At 67.8% G+C, this 17,507-nt stretch carries 14 protein-coding genes; 2 read left to right on the top strand and 12 right to left on the bottom strand.

The features are described 5' to 3' along the window. Positions 1 to 30: 30 nt before the first annotated feature. Positions 31 to 1,932: a GspE/PulE family protein gene (locus ACEOAB_RS20015; protein WP_413749294.1), complete on the bottom strand. Its 1,902-nt coding sequence runs from the start codon at positions 1,930 to 1,932 to the stop codon at positions 31 to 33. Between the two features lie 162 nt (positions 1,933 to 2,094). Here ACEOAB_RS20015 and ACEOAB_RS20010 point away from each other — a divergent pair, with 162 nt between their 5' ends. Continuing rightward, a complete protein-coding gene (locus tag ACEOAB_RS20010; RefSeq protein ID WP_056590389.1) occupies positions 2,095 to 2,436 on the top strand; it encodes a hypothetical protein in 342 nt (113 codons plus the stop codon). A gap of 38 nt (positions 2,437 to 2,474) precedes the next feature. Here the strand turns inward: ACEOAB_RS20010 and ACEOAB_RS20005 are convergent, their stop codons facing one another. The 7 genes from ACEOAB_RS20005 to ACEOAB_RS19975 all read right to left on the bottom strand — a co-directional run bounded on the left by ACEOAB_RS20005 (position 2,475) and on the right by ACEOAB_RS19975 (position 8,541). Continuing rightward, positions 2,475 to 2,915: a cupin domain-containing protein gene (locus ACEOAB_RS20005; RefSeq protein WP_413749295.1), complete on the bottom strand. Its 441-nt coding sequence runs from the start codon at positions 2,913 to 2,915 to the stop codon at positions 2,475 to 2,477. 80 nt (positions 2,916 to 2,995) lie between these two features. Then, positions 2,996 to 3,457, bottom strand: coding sequence for a GNAT family N-acetyltransferase (locus ACEOAB_RS20000; RefSeq protein WP_413749296.1), 462 nt, complete (start codon positions 3,455 to 3,457; stop codon positions 2,996 to 2,998). Between the two features lie 77 nt (positions 3,458 to 3,534). Continuing rightward, on the bottom strand, positions 3,535 to 4,515 hold the full coding sequence (locus ACEOAB_RS19995) for a LysR family transcriptional regulator (RefSeq protein ID WP_413749297.1): 981 nt from the start codon (positions 4,513 to 4,515) through the stop codon (positions 3,535 to 3,537). Positions 4,516 to 4,947: 432 nt separating this feature from the next. Next, positions 4,948 to 5,670, bottom strand: a complete 723-nt coding sequence (locus tag ACEOAB_RS19990) for a Crp/Fnr family transcriptional regulator (protein WP_413749298.1) — start codon at positions 5,668 to 5,670, stop codon at positions 4,948 to 4,950. A gap of 52 nt (positions 5,671 to 5,722) precedes the next feature. Then, the gene (locus tag ACEOAB_RS19985) at positions 5,723 to 6,355 is read right to left on the bottom strand and encodes a helix-turn-helix transcriptional regulator (RefSeq protein ID WP_413749299.1); all 633 of its coding nucleotides are present in this window, start codon (positions 6,353 to 6,355) and stop codon (positions 5,723 to 5,725) included. Then, the gene (locus tag ACEOAB_RS19980; protein WP_413749300.1) at positions 6,352 to 7,134 is read right to left on the bottom strand and encodes a Crp/Fnr family transcriptional regulator; all 783 of its coding nucleotides are present in this window, start codon (positions 7,132 to 7,134) and stop codon (positions 6,352 to 6,354) included. The genes ACEOAB_RS19985 and ACEOAB_RS19980 overlap by 4 nt, the downstream gene beginning before the upstream one ends. A 30-nt stretch (positions 7,135 to 7,164) precedes the next feature. Next, positions 7,165 to 8,541 carry an EAL domain-containing protein gene (locus ACEOAB_RS19975; RefSeq protein ID WP_413749301.1) on the bottom strand — a complete coding sequence of 459 codons (1,377 nt, stop codon included), beginning with the start codon at positions 8,539 to 8,541 and terminating at the stop codon, positions 7,165 to 7,167. A gap of 377 nt (positions 8,542 to 8,918) precedes the next feature. Here ACEOAB_RS19975 and ACEOAB_RS19970 point away from each other — a divergent pair, with 377 nt between their 5' ends. Next, complete coding sequence (locus ACEOAB_RS19970; RefSeq protein WP_413749302.1) at positions 8,919 to 9,920, top strand: alpha/beta hydrolase; 1,002 nt, start codon at positions 8,919 to 8,921, stop codon at positions 9,918 to 9,920. 15 nt (positions 9,921 to 9,935) lie between these two features. Here the strand turns inward: ACEOAB_RS19970 and ACEOAB_RS19965 are convergent, their stop codons facing one another. The 4 genes from ACEOAB_RS19965 to ACEOAB_RS19950 all read right to left on the bottom strand — a co-directional run bounded on the left by ACEOAB_RS19965 (position 9,936) and on the right by ACEOAB_RS19950 (position 17,476). Then, the gene (locus ACEOAB_RS19965) at positions 9,936 to 13,022 is read right to left on the bottom strand and encodes an autotransporter outer membrane beta-barrel domain-containing protein (RefSeq protein WP_495653063.1); all 3,087 of its coding nucleotides are present in this window, start codon (positions 13,020 to 13,022) and stop codon (positions 9,936 to 9,938) included. Positions 13,023 to 13,422: 400 nt separating this feature from the next. Next, positions 13,423 to 14,727: a c-type cytochrome gene (locus ACEOAB_RS19960; RefSeq protein ID WP_413751321.1), complete on the bottom strand. Its 1,305-nt coding sequence runs from the start codon at positions 14,725 to 14,727 to the stop codon at positions 13,423 to 13,425. Beyond that, positions 14,724 to 16,976 (bottom strand): xanthine dehydrogenase family protein molybdopterin-binding subunit, encoded by a 2,253-nt coding sequence (locus ACEOAB_RS19955; protein ID WP_495653062.1) that lies wholly within the window; start codon positions 16,974 to 16,976, stop codon positions 14,724 to 14,726. The genes ACEOAB_RS19960 and ACEOAB_RS19955 overlap by 4 nt, the downstream gene beginning before the upstream one ends. Further along, positions 16,973 to 17,476 (bottom strand): (2Fe-2S)-binding protein, encoded by a 504-nt coding sequence (locus ACEOAB_RS19950; RefSeq protein ID WP_056589718.1) that lies wholly within the window; start codon positions 17,474 to 17,476, stop codon positions 16,973 to 16,975. Before ACEOAB_RS19950 ends, ACEOAB_RS19955 begins: the two co-directional genes overlap by 4 nt. Between the last annotated feature and the right edge of the window lie 31 nt (positions 17,477 to 17,507).

The following is a 17,507-nucleotide window of genomic DNA, read 5'->3' as shown; positions in this document are numbered from 1 at the left end:
GGCTCGGGCCGCCGGACCGTCGTGCCTCGCTCACACGTTGCTGGTCGCGCGCACTTCCTCGATGGTGGTGTGCCCGGCCAGCACCTTCTCGATGCCGTCCTGCCGCAGCGTGCGCATGCCCTCCTGCAGCGCCGTCTGCTGGAGTTCTTCCGCACGCGCGCCGGTCTGCACCTGGCGGCGCAGCGTTCTGGACATCGTCATCAGCTCATGGATGCCCACGCGCCCCTTGAAGCCGGTGTCGCCGCAATGCTTGCACCCGGTGCTGGTGTAGCTGTGCAGGTGGCCGTCGCGGCCGTAGCGCTGCATCCAGTCGTCCTGCACCGTCTTGCGCTGGACCGCGTCGTTTTGCTGCGTGCCGAATGCGTGCATGTAGTCGTTCAGCAGTTCGTCGACCGTCTCCGGGCTCGCGGGCGTGCTGCTGGTGCAGCGGGTGCAAAGGCGGCGCACCAGCCGCTGCGCCAGCACGGCCAGCAGCGAGTCCGCGAAGTTGAACGGGTCCATGCCCATGTCGAGCAGGCGGGTCACGGTTTCTGGTGCGCTGTTGGTGTGCAGCGTCGACAGCACGAGGTGGCCGGTCAGCGAAGCCTCGATGGCGGTCTTCGCGGTTTCCTCGTCGCGGATCTCGCCGACCATGATCACGTCCGGATCGGCGCGCACGAAGGCCCGCAGCGCCTTTGCAAAGGTCCACTCGATGCGCGGGTTGATCTGCACCTGGCGCAGCCCGGTCTGCGTGATTTCGATCGGGTCTTCGGCGGTCCAGATCTTTCGCTCCGGCGTGTTGATGTGCATCAGCGCCGAGTGCAGCGTGGTGGTCTTGCCCGAGCCCGTGGGGCCCACGCACAGCACCATGCCGTAGGGGCGCTCGACGGCCTTGGTCAACTCCGCGAGGTTGTTCGGCGAGAGGCCCAGCTTGTCCATGGGAATGGGCCTGGCCGACGCCAGGATGCGCATCACCACGTCTTCGAGGCCGTTGTTGGTAGGGATGGTCGCCACGCGCAGTTCGATGCGGTGCTGCGGCGAGTACTTGGCGAAGTTGATCTTGCCGTCCTGCGGGTTGCGCTTTTCGCTGATGTCCAGGTCGCACATGATCTTCACGCGCGCGACGATGGCGTTGCGGTAGCTTGGCGGCAGCTCCAGGTAGGTGTAGAGCAGGCCGTCGCGGCGAAAGCGGATGCGGGTCTTTTCCTGGCCGGGATAGCTTTCGATGTGGATGTCCGACGCTCCGTCTCGGTGCGCCTCCAGGATCATGCTGTTGATCATCCGCACCAGGGAGTTGTCCGACTGCTCGATGGGCGCCTCGGGGGCGGGCGCGGCGGGGCCTTCCTTCTCGAGCGTCTGCAACAGTTCGCTGGTGCCGGCCATGTCGAATTCGAGGGGCCGGCTGGGATCGAGGTTCGACGAAAAGACGCCGGGAGCGGGGGTCGTCGACTCGCCGATTTTTTCGTAGGCTGCGTGCAGCACGTTGTCGAGGTCGATGCATTGCCCGACGACCGGGGTGACCTTCATCTGCGCGATGAACTCCACCTCGTCCAGGGCCGAATGCCGGCTGGTCGGGTCGTCGATCGCAACCACGAGGCGCCCCTCGTGCAGCTTCAGCGGCATGACCTGCAGGCGCTGGGCCACTGCGTACGGCAACTTGCGCAACGCGTCGGCCGCCGCAGGGAACAGGTGCAGGTTGACGAGGGGATAGCCCATCTTGCGCACCAGCGCGGTCTGGAGCTGGCCCTTGCTGACGATGCCCATGCGCACCAGCATCTGGCCCAGCGGCACCGTGGGCTCGAGCTGTTGCCGCGCCAGCCCCGAGCGAAGCTGATCCTCGGTGATCATGCCCAGCGAAATCAGCGCTTCGCCGATCCGTGCGATCGGCGTGCGGCTCTGGGCTTCGAGTGCGCTCAGGAGCTGCTCGGGCATGACGACTTCGTTGGCGGGCATGGGCGATTTCCTGTCTGGTTTCGGACACTGCATCGTAGAGCGGGATTCATGCGCTTGCCATCACTTCAACTTGTGAGTACGCAAGTTCTCATGTCAGGGCCCGAACCCTGAATCTCCTTTTGTCCTACGCGGACCGCCTGCCACCCGCCTAGCATGTCGGCGATGCGTCAATTGATTCTTGCGACAACCCTGGTGCTGGTCGCTGCCGCCGCAGCGGTGCAGGCCGAGCCCGTCAAGGTGCCCGTCGACAGCGATGAGAAGGGCACCGTCTACGTGGCCCCCAACGTGAACCCGACCGAAACCTCGGCCACCGTCAAGGGGGCGAGTTTCGGCGTGCTGCGGCCGGACGGCAGCGGCACCTACATCGGCACCGACACCTCCACGCCACGGCCCACCTACTCGCTGGGTGCGAGCACCGGCGGCAATCTGTCGCTCTCGGGCGGTGTTCAGTCGGACGGCAAGGCCAACAACGGCGTGAAGGCCGGCATTACCTTCAGGTACTGACAGGAGGGCCGCGCGCGCGTCAGAAGGTTTTGTCGGACCTACGCAGCAGGCTGCGCGGGCAGCGCCGGCGTCAGCCCGTAGCGCGACATCACCGCGACCAGCTTCGCCTTGTCGGGCGGTCCGCCCGCATTGACCACGGCCGCGACCTCGCGAAAGTACTGCGCGCCGATGTCCGGCGTGAGCACGACGATCGCGCGCGCCGTCTGCGATCCGACATTGCGAAAGCCGTGCACCGAGCCGCGCGGCGTCGACATCCATTCGCCGGGTGTCAGCTCGCGCGTTTCGGCATCGACCGAATAGGTGACCGCGCCTTCCACGACATAGAAGAACTCCTCGTTGTCCCGATGGCTGTGCGGTGGCGGCACGTTGGCGCCCGGCGGCAGGGTGAGTTCGAACACCCCCATGCTCCCTGTCGCGGTGCCATCGACCAGATAGCGAATTTCGAGCTGACCTGCCTTGATCACTTCATCGCGGTTCATGTGTTTCTCCTGTCGCTGGTGCCCTGGCGTTGACTCTACGGCGTTGCAGGAAAAAGATAAATCGCCTATTTTTCGCAGGCTCAGACCAGCGTGCCGTAGACGATGAAGCCGTCGTGCGTCGCGACCTTGTCGTACAGCGTGCGGCCGGCCGTGTTGGTCACATGGGTCTGCCAGTACACGCGGCGTACGCCCGCGTGCTTCGCGCGCTCGTAAACGCCCTGGATCAGCTGGCGGCCCACGCCGCGGCCGCGTTCTGAGGGCAGCGTGAACAGGTCCTGCAGATAGCAGGTCGGCTCGAGCCGCGTGGTGCTTCGGTGAAACAGGTAGTGGGTGAGCCCGACCAGTTGCCCGTCGCGCTCGGCGACCAGCGCATGCACCGGCTCGTAGGCATCGAAGAAGCGCTGCCAGGTGGCCTGCGTGATCTCGTCGGCAAGCGCGGTCGCGCCCTCGCGTCCGTAGAAGGCGTTGTAGCCGTCCCACAGCGGCTTCCATGCCGCGTAGTCGTCGGGTGTGGGAGGGCGGATCTGGAGGGGCGTACTCATCGCGTGTGCTGCCTGCATCTTAAAAAATGCGATTGCAACACAACGCGTGCCGCTCCCAAGCTTCGGTCAGCTCGGCGCTATTGGCTACTGCCGACCTGCTCCTGCGCCTTGGAACGGGTGCATCCAGGCGGCATCACCGCCACCGGTAGCGCGGGCGGCAGCGCCGGACCCTCGGTCAGGGCGCCCATCGATTGCTCCAGGAAGTCGAGCATCGCGCGCATCGCGGCGCTGTTGTGGCGGCGCTGCGAGTAGGCCGCGTACAGCCAATGGTCGCGCGGCATGTGCTCGCGCAGCACCGGCACCAGCGCTCCGCGCTCCAGGTGCGACTGCGCCAGCGGCTCGGGCACGTAGGCCACGCCCACACTGCGCAGCGCCAGCTCGATCAGCGCGACCGCGTCGTTGGCTTCCATGCGGCTGTGCACGGGCACGTCGTACTGCCTGCCGTCGGTCTCGAAGGGGAGGTGGGTGGTCGGCTTCGCCGAGTAGCTCAGCACCTCGTGGCGGCTCAGATCCTCGGGCGTCTGCGGCATGCCGCGCTGCGCCCAGTAGGCCGGCGTGGCGCAGACCACCATGTCGAACTGCACCAGCCGGCGCACGATCAGGTTCATGTCGTCGATGCGTCCGCCGGTCAGGTGCACGTCGATGCCTTCCTCGATCAGGTCGAGGTCGTCGTTGGTGAACACCAGGCTCACGTACACGTCGGGGTAGCGCTTGATGAACTCGGCGATCACGTCCGAGAGCCAGCCGGCGATCAGCCCATGCGGCGCGCTCATGCGCAGGCGTCCGCGCGGGTGCGAGCCGTGGGCCTGCAGGTCGTTCAGGGTGTTCTCGGCCATGGTCACCAGCTCGGTGCTGCGGTCGAGCAGCACCTGGCCGGCGTCGGTCAGGCTCAGGGAGCGGGTGGAGCGGTTCAGCAGGCGCACGCCGCTGCGGGTTTCGAGCTCCGCCACGTAGCGGCTGACCGTGGCTTTGGACATGCCCAGCGAGATCGCTGCGCGGGAGAAGCTGCGCCGGAACGCGACTTCGCGGAATGTTTTGATGAGATCGAGGCCGTCCATGGGTGGACGCATTGTTCCAGCATCGGAGATGAGGCCGTGGGCGTAGGGACATACCACCTGCCATGTGGCTGTACGGCGCCTGTCTTGCCAACGAGCGATACGGAAGCGTATTACCCGACCCGCATCACTGTCCCGTATACCCCACAGCGCTCGCCTCCCGCGCACGCGCATCATCCACCGCTCGTTCGGAGCGAAGCTGGCGTCTTCCACAATTCGCACACCGATAAAGACGCAGCCAGGGCAGCAGGCGCATCCACCCACTGCGATGAATGCGCCCAAGGTGCGCGATGCTGCACGGACAAGCGACGAACAGGTGAGGCATGGAATGTCTGTGTAGAAACAACGGGATGAAATCTTTGTTCGATTCTTCCGCCTCCCCCTGGCGAATGCAACTCACCGGTTCCAGCTATTTTTTCGCTCTTGTGTGTTCGGCTACGGCGTGGAAGGCGGCAAGCCGAAGTCTGTCCCCGCGAAGTCCTGGGGAACATGCACGCCCTGCGAATCGCGCAGCAACACGCCGCGCCTTTCCATCTCCCGCATCGTCCTGTTGACGACCTCGCGAGAAACGCCGGCGTAGGAGGCGATGACACCCTGCGTGACGCGCTTGTCGTAGGCCTCGTGGCCAGCGGGAGCTATCTGGGTCATCTTGTGGAGTACACGGCCGACCATCTCTTCCGAAGAAAGCGAAGAGATGCGCCTGATCTGACGGCGCAGGACATTCATGCGGGCAGCCTCTGCACCAAGCAATTCCAGTGCGATGCCGTGATGCCGCTCGCAAAGCGCCCTGATCGCCGGCACGGGAACGAGGTATATCGTGCTGGGAAGCACCGCGATCAATCTGTGCGGAGCCAGATACTGCGGTTCGCTCAGTGAGCCGCCAAGATAGAAGTCGTGCCGGCGAATGAAATCCGTGGTCACTTCCGTATCTTCCTGCGCGCCGTCACGGCCTTGGGCAACCACGCGCACCAGGCCGCTTTCCACGCAGTAGAACGAACGCGTCCATTCGTTCGACGCAAGGATGGTCTCGTTGCGAGCGTATGAACGCAGCTCGCAAAGCTGCCCGATGGCCGAACGTTCCACCAGCGGCAAGCGGGCAATCAATGGATGCAGGTGCACGCTGCGATGATGAAAGCCGGCAGGTCGAAACGCAATCACCCGAATTAGGGATTCCTTACTACAGCATCCCATCGCGCCGCGGCAGCTATTTCTATTCGCAGGCCTCCAGATCGATCAAGCCCTTCTGCATGGCATCGCGCACCGCCTGGGCACGCGACTTCACTGCCAGCTTGCGATAGATGCTCTTCGCATGCGCATCCACCGTGTGCAGCGAGCGATGGCTCAGTTCGGCAATCTGGCGGTTGCTCAGGCCTTGAGAAATCATCCGAAGCACGTCGAGTTCGCGACGCGAGAGCGCGCGGCCTCCAGTGCCCGAGCTCGCCGATGGCGGGAGGCGCGTTTCCTCTGGTTGCAACGGGACCTTCGCTTGTGCCGGCAACGAAGCCGAAGGCGGTAGTTCAGGCCCCAGGACCGCACGCCCCCGTTCCACGATGCACCACGCGATCCGCATCGCCGTGGCCGAATCGCCCTCGGCAATCAGGCGCATCAGAAGGACGAGTTCCCGCTGAGCCGCTTTGGCGAACAGCAGGGCAGCGGCGGTTGAGGAAGTCGACGAATCGATTTGTGGCACTCCATTGCTGATCCCGTCCATGCGCGGCTCGCCGCCGTTGGAACCGGCCGTGTGCACGGACGATGATTCCCGCGAGCCTTGTTCGGGCCGCGTGGCAATCCGCATGCTCTTTTCTTTGGACATCGATGCCTTCAAATAGCGCAGTGCGATCAATCGTCCTCGGGTTTGCGCCCAGATGGGGCGCTCGCCGGGTCCGGGAAGCTCTCGAAGAAGATCGGTTCGACCTGGTTCGGCTCGGTACGCGCCAGGTTTTCCTCGGCGGGCAAGAGGCTGCCGAAGTCGGTGGACGCGAAATTGGCGGGCACGTGCACGCCTTGATCGTCGCGTCGCACGAGGCCGCGTTGTTCCATGTCGCGCATGGTCTTGTTGACCACTTCGCGCGACAGACCCGAGTAAGAGGCGATCACCGATTGGGAGATGCGCTTGTCGAACGCCCCCATGCTCGAGGGGGCCAGCACGGTCAGCTGGTGCAGCACGCGGCTCACGACGTCTTCGGTGGACAGCGCCGACATGCGCCGCAGCTGGTTGCGCATGACGGCCATGCGTTCGATCGCGAGTTCCAGCAGCCTGATGGCCACCTCGGGGTACGAACTGCAGATCTTGCGCAACGCCACGACGGGGATGAGGTGCACTGCCGCGGGCAACGCGGCGACCAGCGTGTGCTTGGCCTGGTAGGTGTCCTCGGAAAGAGACGGACCGATGAAGAACTCGTTCTGGCGGATGAAGTCGGTCGTGACATTGGTGGCATGGGCGCGGCCCTTGCCATGCTCCACCACGCGCAGCAGTCCGCTGGCCACGCAATAGACGCAATCGCTCGAGCTGCCGGCCGCGAGCACCACTTCATTGCGCCGGTAGGAGCGCAGCTGGCTGCTCTGGACCAGCGCAACGCGTTCGGCCTGCGACACGTTGGCGAAGAGAGGGTTCAGGTACATGGTTGAAGAAAATCCGTGCCGGGGATCGAGTCACCCGAAAGGATGCCCGGGAGCGACAGCAGCAGGCCTGGCGGCCGGCTCGGTGCCACGCACGCCGTAGCCCTGCAGCCACCGCGCGCCCACGCGCGAAGCGATGTGCATGTCGTCTTCGCGCTCGATGCCGTCGACCACGACCTGGGCCGCGAAGTGCGTGCAAAGGGAAATCATGCCCTGCAGGCACTCGATGCCGAAGGTGTCGTCGCGCGCACGCCGCAGCAGCGACGCGTCGAGCTTCACGATGTCAGGCCCGCAGGACTGCAGCGCGGCGAGGTTGTCGTTGCCGCCGCCGATGTCCCGCACGGCGATGCGGCAACCGCGCAATTGCATCTGCACGCAGAAGTCGTGGGCGGCCTCGAGATCGGCTAGCGTGGCGCTGCCCACGATCTCGATCACGAGGCGCGAGGCCAGCGCGGGCTCTTCGTCGAGTGCCGAGCACAGCGAGGCCCACCAGTGGTCGAGCTTGGTGCTCTGCGCGCAGATGCCCACGCCGATGTGCGCGGAGGTTTGCGACCGCAGTTCCGCCAAGGCCTGGCGCACCGCGATGCGATCGAACGCGCGAGCCAGCCCCAGCCGCTGCAGGCACGGCAAGAACACCTCCTGTGCAAGAAGCGCCGGTTCGCTGCGGCTCGGCGGCAGACGCACGCGCCCTGCGAGGTAGAAGGTGCTGGCATTGCCGCCAGCGTGCACCACAGGCTGCCATTCGAAGGAGAGCGCCTCGGTGCGCAGCGCTTCGCTGACGCGCACGGCGACTTCCATGTCGGAGCGGTAGCGCTGGCACCATTCGTCGGCCCTGTTCTCGCGCAAATCCGGAAACGGTTGCGCAGTCCACAGGGCGAACTCGATCTCCGACGTGCCGAGCTGCTCGGGCGGACGCACCTCGATCCAGTCGGCATGCAACTGCACCATCGCGGCGATGCCCTTCGCACGCACCGGTTCGGCGCCAAGCACGGCAAGCAGCGTCTCGATGGGGCGGCTCCGGTGGCGCACGTCGTGCGGCAGCTCACGGATGTTGCGCGCGCCGCAGACGAACGCGTCGTTGGCCCACAGCAGGAAGCAGTCGTCGCGCAGCCGGGCCATGTCGGTGGCGGCCGAGGTGAGGAAGTGGGCGCACAGGCGGCGCTGTATTTCCAGGCTGGCGGCGGCTCCGAAATCCTGCCCGTAGGCTTCAATGAGGTGCGGCAGGTTCGCGATGAACACATAGGCGCAGGGCCTGCGCGGCGCAGTTTGCAGGGCGGGTGCGGCGTCGGTTGCAACAGATGGCGCGGCCCGCGCGCTTCGCTCGGCATGCTCCCCGTGCACGCGGCCTTCCGCCGCTGTGCGTGGAGCCCATGCGACGGACCACGGAGTCTGTGGTGAGAGGGCGACCATCTGATCCTCCTTCGAACATTTCGTTTTATGAACCTTCCGGATGCTACGGATTGCAACGGTAGTTGACAGCGCTTTCGCTTCCCAACTGTGTTTCCCGTCACATCTGCCCCGTGGCTCGCACTGCGCCAGCGAAAATTTCATTCCCTTTTGGCGTGCATGGAGTAGCGCATTCCAGGCAGGTTTTTTCAAGATAGCCAAAAGGCTGCGCGCCGACAGCGAAAGATCGATTGCACAAAGGGTGCGGTCGATAAGCTGAAGCGGAAAGTACGCGTACGGCAAATCTGCGTTGTCGATGGACGACCATGGAAAGCCGTCGTGAGAGAACGCCGGTGGTGGCACCATCGGGATCAGTGAAGCACTCGTCGAAACTTCTGGTGATGCGCATGATCCTTTGGAGCGCTGCAATCGTCGCCCTGGCCATCCTCATGGGCGTCGTGTACGAGCAGGCCGGCCGCTACCGCGCGGCGCGCGACTTCCCCGCGCCCGGGAAGATGGTCGACATCGGCGGGCGAAGAATCCAGCTGGATTGCCGAGGCTCCGGCTCGCCGACCGTCGTGTTCGAAGCAGGCCTGAGCGCCGACGGTTCGTTGAGCTGGTCGGCCGTCCAGCCGAAGATCGCAGCGCACACACGCGCCTGCTCATACAGCCGCGCGGGGCTGATGTGGAGCGATCCTTCGGAGGCGCCTCACAGCGCAAGGCAGGTGGCGCACGATCTTCACGCGGCACTCGCCCGTGCGGGCGAGCAAGGCCCCTACGTGCTGGTCGGCCAGTCGCTGGGCGGCCTCTTCGCCACGAGCTTCACGAGGCACTTCGGCGCCGAGGTGGCGGGGCTGGTTCTCGTCGACCCTTCGCATCCGGACCAGGTCGCGCGCGTCGCGGACTTCATGACGGAGACGCGGTCGTTGCGCTCGCGCATCGCCGTGTCGCTTGCGTGGTCCGGCCTGCTGCGCGCGGCGGCTCCCTCGCTGCTGCCGCAGGCGCGGAACCAGGCTGCGCGCGATGCGCAGGCGATCCGCGCCTTTGCGCCGAAGTCGTTGGGCACGCAGTTGGTGGAAAGCGATGCGACCGACGCGATGCTCGCCGAGGCCGGCGCCTTCCGCGACCTGGGCAACCGCCCGCTGGTGGTGCTCACCGCGATGGCACCGTACACCGAGGCGGAGCTCCGGGGGATGAAGATCACGCCCGCGCAGGGCACGCAGGTACAGGCCATCTGGAAGCAGCTGCACGAGGACGAGGCGACATGGTCCTCGCGAGGCAGGCAGGTGCTGTTGCCGAACGCCGGTCACGACATCCAGTTCGACGACCCGGATGCGGTGATCGACGCGGTGCTGTCCGTCGTCGCGGCGGTTCGCGCGGATCTCGGCGCCGCGCCGCACTGACGCAGCGGCAGTGCCTTACCAGCGGACCTTCACGCCCACGCTGGCGTCGATGCTGCTCTTCGTGCGCGTGGCGCCGCCCGAGGCCCACAGCTTGCCCAGCTCCGCGTACAGGCTCATGTTCGGCGTCAGCTGCAGCGTGGCGCCTGCCGCCAGCTCGGTGCTGGTGCCGCCGGTGCGCGTGGCGATGTCGGTGTACGCCGCGGGGCCGATGAAACGGGTGAGGTCGGTGCCGCCGCCGCTGCGGTAGACGTTGACCCGCACGTAGGGCTGCAGCAGGCCGGCGGAGGTGGTGATCTCGCCCTTGACCCGCACGCCCGCGCGCGCCAGCCAGCCGCTGTGGCTGTCCTGCTGCACCAGGGCGCCCGGGATGCCCGTGTCGTGCAGGCTCACGCGCTGGTGCACCAGCTGCAGCTGGGGCTCGAGGGTCCAGTTCGGCGCGATGGGGAAGGCCTGGCCCACCTCGATGGAGGCCAGCAGGCTGTTGCCGCTGCCGGAACTGCCGAAGCCCAGCGTGGGTGCCGCCGTGTAGCGGTGGCGGCCGGCCTGCAGCACGCCGTCCACGTACAGGCCGCTGCCGTTCTTCCAGGTGGCATAGGCGCCCAGGTACTGGTTCTGCAGGTCGTTGGAACCGGCCGCGTAGTTCGCAAGGCCGCGGGCGAAGCCGGTCACGCGCACGTCGCCGTCGAGTTCGCCGATATAGACGCCGGCGCGCCAGTTGGCGTCGGCCCACAGGTCGGTGCCGGCCTGGAAGCCCGTGAGGCGCCCGTTGCTCGCGGGGCTGACCGTGCCGCTCTGGTCGATGGTGCGGTTCGTGCTGATGAGGCGCGCCCAGGTCTGGCGGTAGCCCTGGTCCGGCGTGGCCGTGTTGGCACCGGCCGGGCCGTCGTCGCCCACGCGCTGGTGCATGTTGCCCAGCATCGCCAGGTTGGATTGGCGCAGCTGCTCGGGCAGCGCCGCGTACAGCGGCACTTCGGCGCGGTAAGTTGGCACGATCACGCCGCCACCATTGCCGCCAGTACCACCCCCAGTGCCGCCGCCAGTACCGCCACCGTTCCCGCCACCGGCCGGCGGGACGATGACGGCGCTGGAGCGCAGGTACCAGTTCTCGCCTGCGCCGGTCGCGTCGGCGGCGTACAGCCGGTACTCGAAGGCGCCGGCATCGACGTGGCCGCCCGCCAGGGCGAAGGCGCTCTTCGTGGTCTGCGCGGTGGTCGTGGCGCCGTTCAGCGCGCTGACGACTTCGATGCCGTTGCCGGCGGTCAGCGCACCCAGGCCTCCCAGGTTGGTGATCTGCACGTTGGTCGTGCCGCTGGCAATGGCGGTGCTGCCGCTGAGGACCAGCCGGTCGCTCGCGCTGGTGCTGTCGCCCAGCGCCGTGCCCAGGCGCAGCGTGCCGCCGTTGCCCACCCACGGTCCTGTGACCGTGAGGATGGTGCCGGGCGCGCCGCCCAGCAGCGAGACGGTGCCGCCGTTGGCCATGGATGCGATGGTCTGGCTCTGGCCGGCCAGGTCCAGCGTCGCGCCCGAGGCGAACGTGAAGGCGCTGATGCTGCTGAAGGTGCTGGCAGCGCCGGCGCGCAAGGTGCCGGCGGCGACGTTGGTGGCGCCGGTGTAGATGTTGGCGCCGCTCAGGGTGAGGGTGCCCGCGCCGTCCTTCACGAGGCTGCCGGCGCCCGAGATCGGGCCCGTCCAGCCCATGTCGTGGCCGTTGGTGTTGAAGGTGCCCGTGACGCCCAGCAGCAGGGCATTGCCCAGGCTCAGGCCACCCGCGCCGGCGATGATGCTGGCCGTGGCGCCGCTGTCGATGGCAACGGCGCCCGACAGCGCCGCGCCGGTGTTCAAGGTGAGGCTGTTGCTGCCGCCAGTGAACTGCACGGCCGACGCGCGGGTGATGCCATCGCCGCCCAGTCCGCCGGAGATGGCGCCGCTGCTGCTGATGGCGAGGTTGGCGCCCATCACGCCCACGCCGCCTGCACCGTTCGCGCCGCTCGCGCCCCCGTTGCTGTTGGCGCCGCCGATGCCGCCGGCGCCACCGGCGATGGAGCCGCTGTTGGTGATCGTTGCCCCGGCGCCCGTGGCCCCCAGGCCGATGCCGCCGTCGCCGCCAGCGCCCGGCGCGCCGGTGCCTCCCGCGCCGCCGCCGCCGGCTCCGCCAGCACCCCCGGCGCCAGCCGTGACTGCGCCGGTGTTGACCACGGTCACGACGCTGCCGGTCAGCGTGATGCCGTTGCCGCCGGCGCCGCCGCCGCCGCCCGAGGCGTTGCTGCGCGCCGGCAGCAATTCGGACCCGCCTGCGCCGCCGGCCCCGCCCGCGATGGTGCCGCTGTTGGTGAACGTGAGGCCCGGCGTCGTGGCGTTCAGGAAGAACCCGCCGCCGCCGCTGCCGCCGCCACCGCTTTGCGAGAAGGCGCCGCCGCCCTGGCCGCCCGCGCCGCCCGTCGAACTGCCGGAGGCCGTGTAGTTGCCGAGCGGGCCGATGAGGATGGACCCATAGCCTCCCGCGCCGCCGCCGCCGGCCGCCCAAAAGCCGTTGCCGCCCGCGCCCCCGGTGCCGCCCGTGTAGCTGTCCGAGGAGGAAGAGACGCCGCTGCCGATCGACGCGCCCTGGAAGCCACCCCCGCCGCCGCCGCCGTATCCGTTGCCGTTGCTGAAGTCGCCGGTCTGGGACTGGCCCGCGCCGCCGTTGTCGCCCTGCATCACGCCCGGGCCGACGACGTTGCTGGTGGTTCCTGCCGCGCCGCCCGTGCCGGCGGTGGCGCCGCCGAAGGAGCCGATGTTCGCGTTGGAGCCCGCCGTGACGCCGGTATCGGTCGACGACCCACCGGCTCCTCCGCTGGCGCCCACCGTGGTGTCGTTGAGCCCGCCGCTGCCACCGCTGCCGTTGCTGCCGCCGCTACCGGCGTGCAGCGTCGGGTCGCCGACGGGCTGGCCGCCGGCGCCGCCAGCCGCCAACGCCGGCCCGGCGCCCAGGAGCAGCACCGCCACGGCCACGGCCCCCAGTTCGCCCAGCCGCGCTGACCGCGCGTGGCCGCGCGAGGTTTCGGGGGCGGCGACCCAAGTGCCGAGCGTTGGATTCCACAGGGTTCGAAAAATCTTGTTCATGGCTTCAATCGTCCGTTCGTTACCTGGCGGGCAGGCTCCCGTGCGCCGGAGCACTCTCTTCTTGCGCATGCAGATGTCTTGGTTTCTGTTTGCAAGACAAAATGTAAGTACGCGTATGGGGCGGCGATATGCCCGGAACCGGGTACCCCTGAGGAGGCCGACGGGGAGTGCGTGGGAGCATGCAGCCGGGGCCGTGACCTCTCGGCATGGCTCGCGGCGCGACGGCGCGGGCCTCTTGGGGCCGATCTCGAGGGCCGCAGGCGTCAGGGGCGGAGCGCCGACTGCCGCGGAACTCCTTCGAACTGTGTCTTAAAGTAACCGATGTTTCGTGCCGGATACAGCACTGTTCGGCCGTTGCGGCCGTTGCGGCCGATCCGGTCCTCCCCCGGGGGAGGGGGCGTCACTGCATGCGCTGCTTCGCGACGAACTCCGGCGTCACCGTGCCCTGCTTGTTGCCGAATTGCGCGATCACGTAGTTGGCGAGCGCCGCGACTTCGGTGTCCGTGTAGGCCTTGCCGAAGGCCGGCATGTAGACCTCCTTGTCGTGCACGCGCATCCTCACGCCCTGCAGGATCATCTGCGTGACGTTGGAGCCATCGGGGTCGTTCACACCGCGCGTTCCCAGCAGCGATGCGTTGGCCGTCTGCTGGCCTTGCCCGTTCCACTGGTGGCAGCTCGCGCATGCCGCAGCAAAGAGCCTGAGCCCTTGCTCGTGGCCCTCGGCCGTGTTGGCGGCCGGTGCCGCCGCACTCGCCGCAACGGCCCACGGTGCCTTCGCATCGACCTCGATCGGCGCCTTGCCCGACTTCGCCGGCACCGTGCGCAGGTAGCTCACGAGCGCCGAGGCGTCCTCCGGCTTCAGGTATTGCAGGCTGTGTTCCACTGCCTCGCCCATGGGCCCTGAAGCCGAGCCTCGGCCCTCGGCATACCCGGTCGTGAGGTACGAGGCAAGCTCGGCATCGCTCCATGCGCCGATGCCGTTCTTCGCATCCGACGTGATGTTGTATGCGCGCCAGCCCTGGACCGACTCGCCCGCGAGGTCGTTGCCCCTTTCCATCGCGAAGGCGAAGTTGCGCGGCGTATGGCATTCCGCGCAGTGGCCGAGCGCCGTCGCGAGGTACTTGCCCTGGTTCCATGCCGGCGGCTTGGACGCATCGGCCTCGAAACGGGTGCTCTTGAAGAAGGCCGCATTCCAGAAACCCATGGCCCAGCGCTGGTTGAACGGAAAGCCCAGGTCGGCCTCCCTGTTCGGCTGGTTCACCTTGGGCAGGCTGAAGATGTACGCCTTGATCGCGAGGATGTCCTTGCGGCTCAGCGCGGTGTACGAGGTGTACGGGAACGCCGGGTACAGGCGCTTGCCGTCCTCGCCCACGCCGTCGTGCAGCGCGCGCACGAACTGGTCGTCGCTCCAGTTGCCGATGCCCGTGGCCGGGTCCGCGGTGATGTTCGACGAGTAGATCGTGCCGAAGGGCAGTACAAAGGGCAGGCCGCCCGCAAAGGGCTGCCCCTTGCCGGGCACCGTGTGGCAGGCGATGCAGTCGGCGGCCTTGGTGAGGTATTCGCCGCGCACCAGCAGCGCCGCATCGGCCGGCGCACCGGCCAGCACCGGCGCCTCGCCCTCGGAACCGTCGGTGCGGTTCAGGAAGAAATACAGCGCCGCGCCAACGACGAACAGCACGACCAGCACCTTGAGGAACCGCTTCATGCCGCGCTCCTTGCGCCGTGCCCGGCATCGGCGATCTTTTTCTTCAGCGCCTCCTTGTCCTGCGCCAGCAGCGCACGGTTCACCGGCAGCGCGCGCAGCCGCACGCCCGTGGCCGCGAAGATCGCGTTGGCGAGTGCGGGCGCCGCAATGGCGGTGCCGACCTCGCCGAGCCCGCCGGGCGCCTCGCCGCTCTTGACGGTATGGACCTCGACCGGCGGCGCCTCGTTGATGCGCAGCATCCGGTAGTCGTGGAAGTTGCTCTGCTCGATGGCGCCTTCGCGCAGCGTGATCTCGCTGAAGAGCGCGGCGCTCAGGCCGAACAGCAGGCCGCCCTGGATCTGCGCCTCGATGGAGCTCGCGTTCACGGCAATGCCGCAGTCGAGCCCGACCACCGCGCGCCGCATGCGCACCTCGCCCTGCGGCGTGACCTCGACCTCGACGATGGCGCACACGCGGCTGCCGAATGCATCGCCCACGGCCACGCCGCGCCCGACGCGGGCCGGCAGCGTGCCCTTGCCCCAGCCGATCTTGTCGGCGGCCAGGTCGAGCACCGCGAGCGTGCGCGGGTTCTTCTTCAGCATCGCGCGCCGATAGGTCACGGGGTCTTTCTTCGCGCGCTGCGCCAGTTCGTCGATGAAGCTCTCCATCACGAAGAGGTTGTGCGTCGGCCCCACGCCGCGCCACCAGCCGACGTTCAAACCGGGCGGCATGTCGTGCCGCACCCACTCGACCTTGAGGTTCGGCAGGTCGTAGCAGGGCTCGGCCACGCATTCGATCAGATCGCTGTCCATGCCGTCCTTGCCCATGAAGGCCGGAGCCCATCGGCCCAGCACCGTGCCGCCCGCAATGCGGTCGCCGAACCAGAGGATCTGGCCGTCGCCGTCGACCACAGCCGAGATGTCGTCGTGGTACATAGGCCGCACGATGTCGTGGCGAATGTCTTCCTCGCGCGTCCACACCACCTTGAGCGGGTAGGGCACCTGCTTGGCGAAGGCCACGGCCTGCTCGACCGAATCGGTCTCGAGCCGGCGGCCGAAGCCGCCGCCCAGGTACTGGTTGTGCAGCACGACCTTGTCTTCCGCAAGGCCGGTGACCTTGGCCGCGGCGCTCACGCAGCGCGTTGGCACCTGCGTGCCGACCCAGATCTCGCACTCGCCGGGCCGCACGTGCACCGTGGTGTTGAGCGGTTCCATCGTTGCGTGGGCCAGCATCGGCAGGTCGTAGGTCGCCTGAACCAGCGTGCCTTCGGGCCGCTTGCCCGTTTCCTTGCCGCCCATCGCCTTGTCCTTCGCCAGCGCACCGGCCAGCGCCGCGCGCAGCTGCTGCGTGGTGAGCGCGGCGTTCTGTCCCGGCGTCCACTGCACGTTCAATGCATCGAGACCCCGCTTCGCGGCCCAGAAATGCTCACCCACCACCGCAACCGCGTCCTTGATGCGGAGCACGTCGATCACGCCCGGAATCGCACGCGCGGCCTTGTCGTCCACCGAGGCCAGCACGCCGCCGAGCGTGGGGCAGGCCTTGACCGTCGCCACCTTCATGCCCGGCAGGCGCACGTCGATGCCGAACTGCGTGCTGCCGTCGACCTTGCCGGCCGAGTCGACGCGCCGCAGCGGCTGGCCGATGAGCTTGAAATCCTTCGGTTCCTTCAGCGTCACCTTGGCGGGCATCGGCAGCTTGGCGGCCGCACCGGCGAGCGCGCCGAAGCCGAGTTGCCGGTTCGACGGCGCGTGGCTCACCACGCCGCGCGCGACCGTGCAGCTCGCAGCATCGACCTTCCACTGCGCGGCGGCAGCGCTCACCAGCAGCGTGCGCGCCACGGCGCCGGCCTCGCGCAGCACGCCGTAGGTGCCGCGCGTACTGGTCGAGCCGCCGGTGATCTGGCCGCCGAGCAGCGGCATGCCGTACAGCGCCTCGTTCGGCGGCGAGTGCTCCACGCGCACCTGGTCGAGCTCGACGCCGAGCTCCTCGGCCAGCAGCATCGCCGAGCCGGTGTAGATGGCCTGGCCCATCTCGGCCATCGGCATCACGAGGCGCACGCCGCCATCGGCGTCGATGCGAATGAACGCGTTCGGCGCGAAGGCGGGGTTGCCATCCGCCAGCGCAGCGGCCGCGTCGGCGGGCTGCTGCCGCGGGCTGATGGCGGCAAACGCCTTGCTCCCGCCGACCCAGGTGAAGGCCAGCGCAAGGCCACCGGCCTGCAGTGCGCCGCGCCGGCTGATACCCACGGCACCCACGGCGGCCGGCTTCACGATGCGCTCCTGACAGGCATCGCGACGACTGACTGCAGCACCTCGGCCTTGCCGGTGGCGGCCTGCTTGATGGCCGCGCGAATGCGCGAGTAGGTGCAGCATCGGCAGATGTTGCCCGACATGGCCATGTCGATGTCGGCGTCGCTCGGGTTGGGCGTGCGCTTTAGCAGCGCGGTCGCGGACATGATCTGGCCGGACTGACAGTAGCCGCACTGCACCACGTCGACGTCGAGCCACGCCTTCTGGATGCTCTTGCCGGCCGGTGTCTGCGAAACGGCTTCGATGGTGGTGACGGCCTTCTTGCCGATGGTGCCGATCGGCAGCACGCATGAACGCACGGGCTGGCCGTCGAGGTGCACGGTGCAGGCGCCGCACTGCGCGATGCCGCAACCGAACTTGGTGCCGGTGAGGCCGACGACGTCGCGCAGTGCCCAGAGCAGCGGCATGTCGTCGGGAGCGTTGAGGGCAACGGACTGGCCGTTGATGTTGAGATCGATCATGGACCCGCCTTCTTGTCTGGTTCGCCGTGGT

This window comes from Variovorax sp. Varisp53 (assembly GCF_059491555.1).
Note: the sequence above shows the minus strand (reverse complement) of the source record. Positions and strands in the feature narration are given on the sequence as shown.

Bases quoted from the DNA above. Each gene is read 5' to 3' on its own strand.
- ACEOAB_RS20015 (WP_413749294.1), bottom strand. From the start codon at position 1,932: ATGCCCGCCAACGAAGTCGTCATGCCCGAGCAGCTCCTGAGCGCACTC.
- ACEOAB_RS20010 (WP_056590389.1), top strand. From the start codon at position 2,095: ATGCGTCAATTGATTCTTGCGACAACCCTGGTGCTGGTCGCTGCCGCC.
- ACEOAB_RS20005 (WP_413749295.1), bottom strand. From the start codon at position 2,915: ATGAACCGCGATGAAGTGATCAAGGCAGGTCAGCTCGAAATTCGCTAT.
- ACEOAB_RS20000 (WP_413749296.1), bottom strand. From the start codon at position 3,457: ATGAGTACGCCCCTCCAGATCCGCCCTCCCACACCCGACGACTACGCG.
- ACEOAB_RS19995 (WP_413749297.1), bottom strand. From the start codon at position 4,515: ATGGACGGCCTCGATCTCATCAAAACATTCCGCGAAGTCGCGTTCCGG.
- ACEOAB_RS19980 (WP_413749300.1), bottom strand. From the start codon at position 7,134: ATGTACCTGAACCCTCTCTTCGCCAACGTGTCGCAGGCCGAACGCGTT.
- ACEOAB_RS19975 (WP_413749301.1), bottom strand. From the start codon at position 8,541: ATGGTCGCCCTCTCACCACAGACTCCGTGGTCCGTCGCATGGGCTCCA.
- ACEOAB_RS19970 (WP_413749302.1), top strand. From the start codon at position 8,919: ATGCGCATGATCCTTTGGAGCGCTGCAATCGTCGCCCTGGCCATCCTC.
- ACEOAB_RS19965 (WP_495653063.1), bottom strand. From the start codon at position 13,022: ATGAACAAGATTTTTCGAACCCTGTGGAATCCAACGCTCGGCACTTGG.
- ACEOAB_RS19960 (WP_413751321.1), bottom strand. From the start codon at position 14,727: ATGAAGCGGTTCCTCAAGGTGCTGGTCGTGCTGTTCGTCGTTGGCGCG.
- ACEOAB_RS19950 (WP_056589718.1), bottom strand. From the start codon at position 17,476: ATGATCGATCTCAACATCAACGGCCAGTCCGTTGCCCTCAACGCTCCC.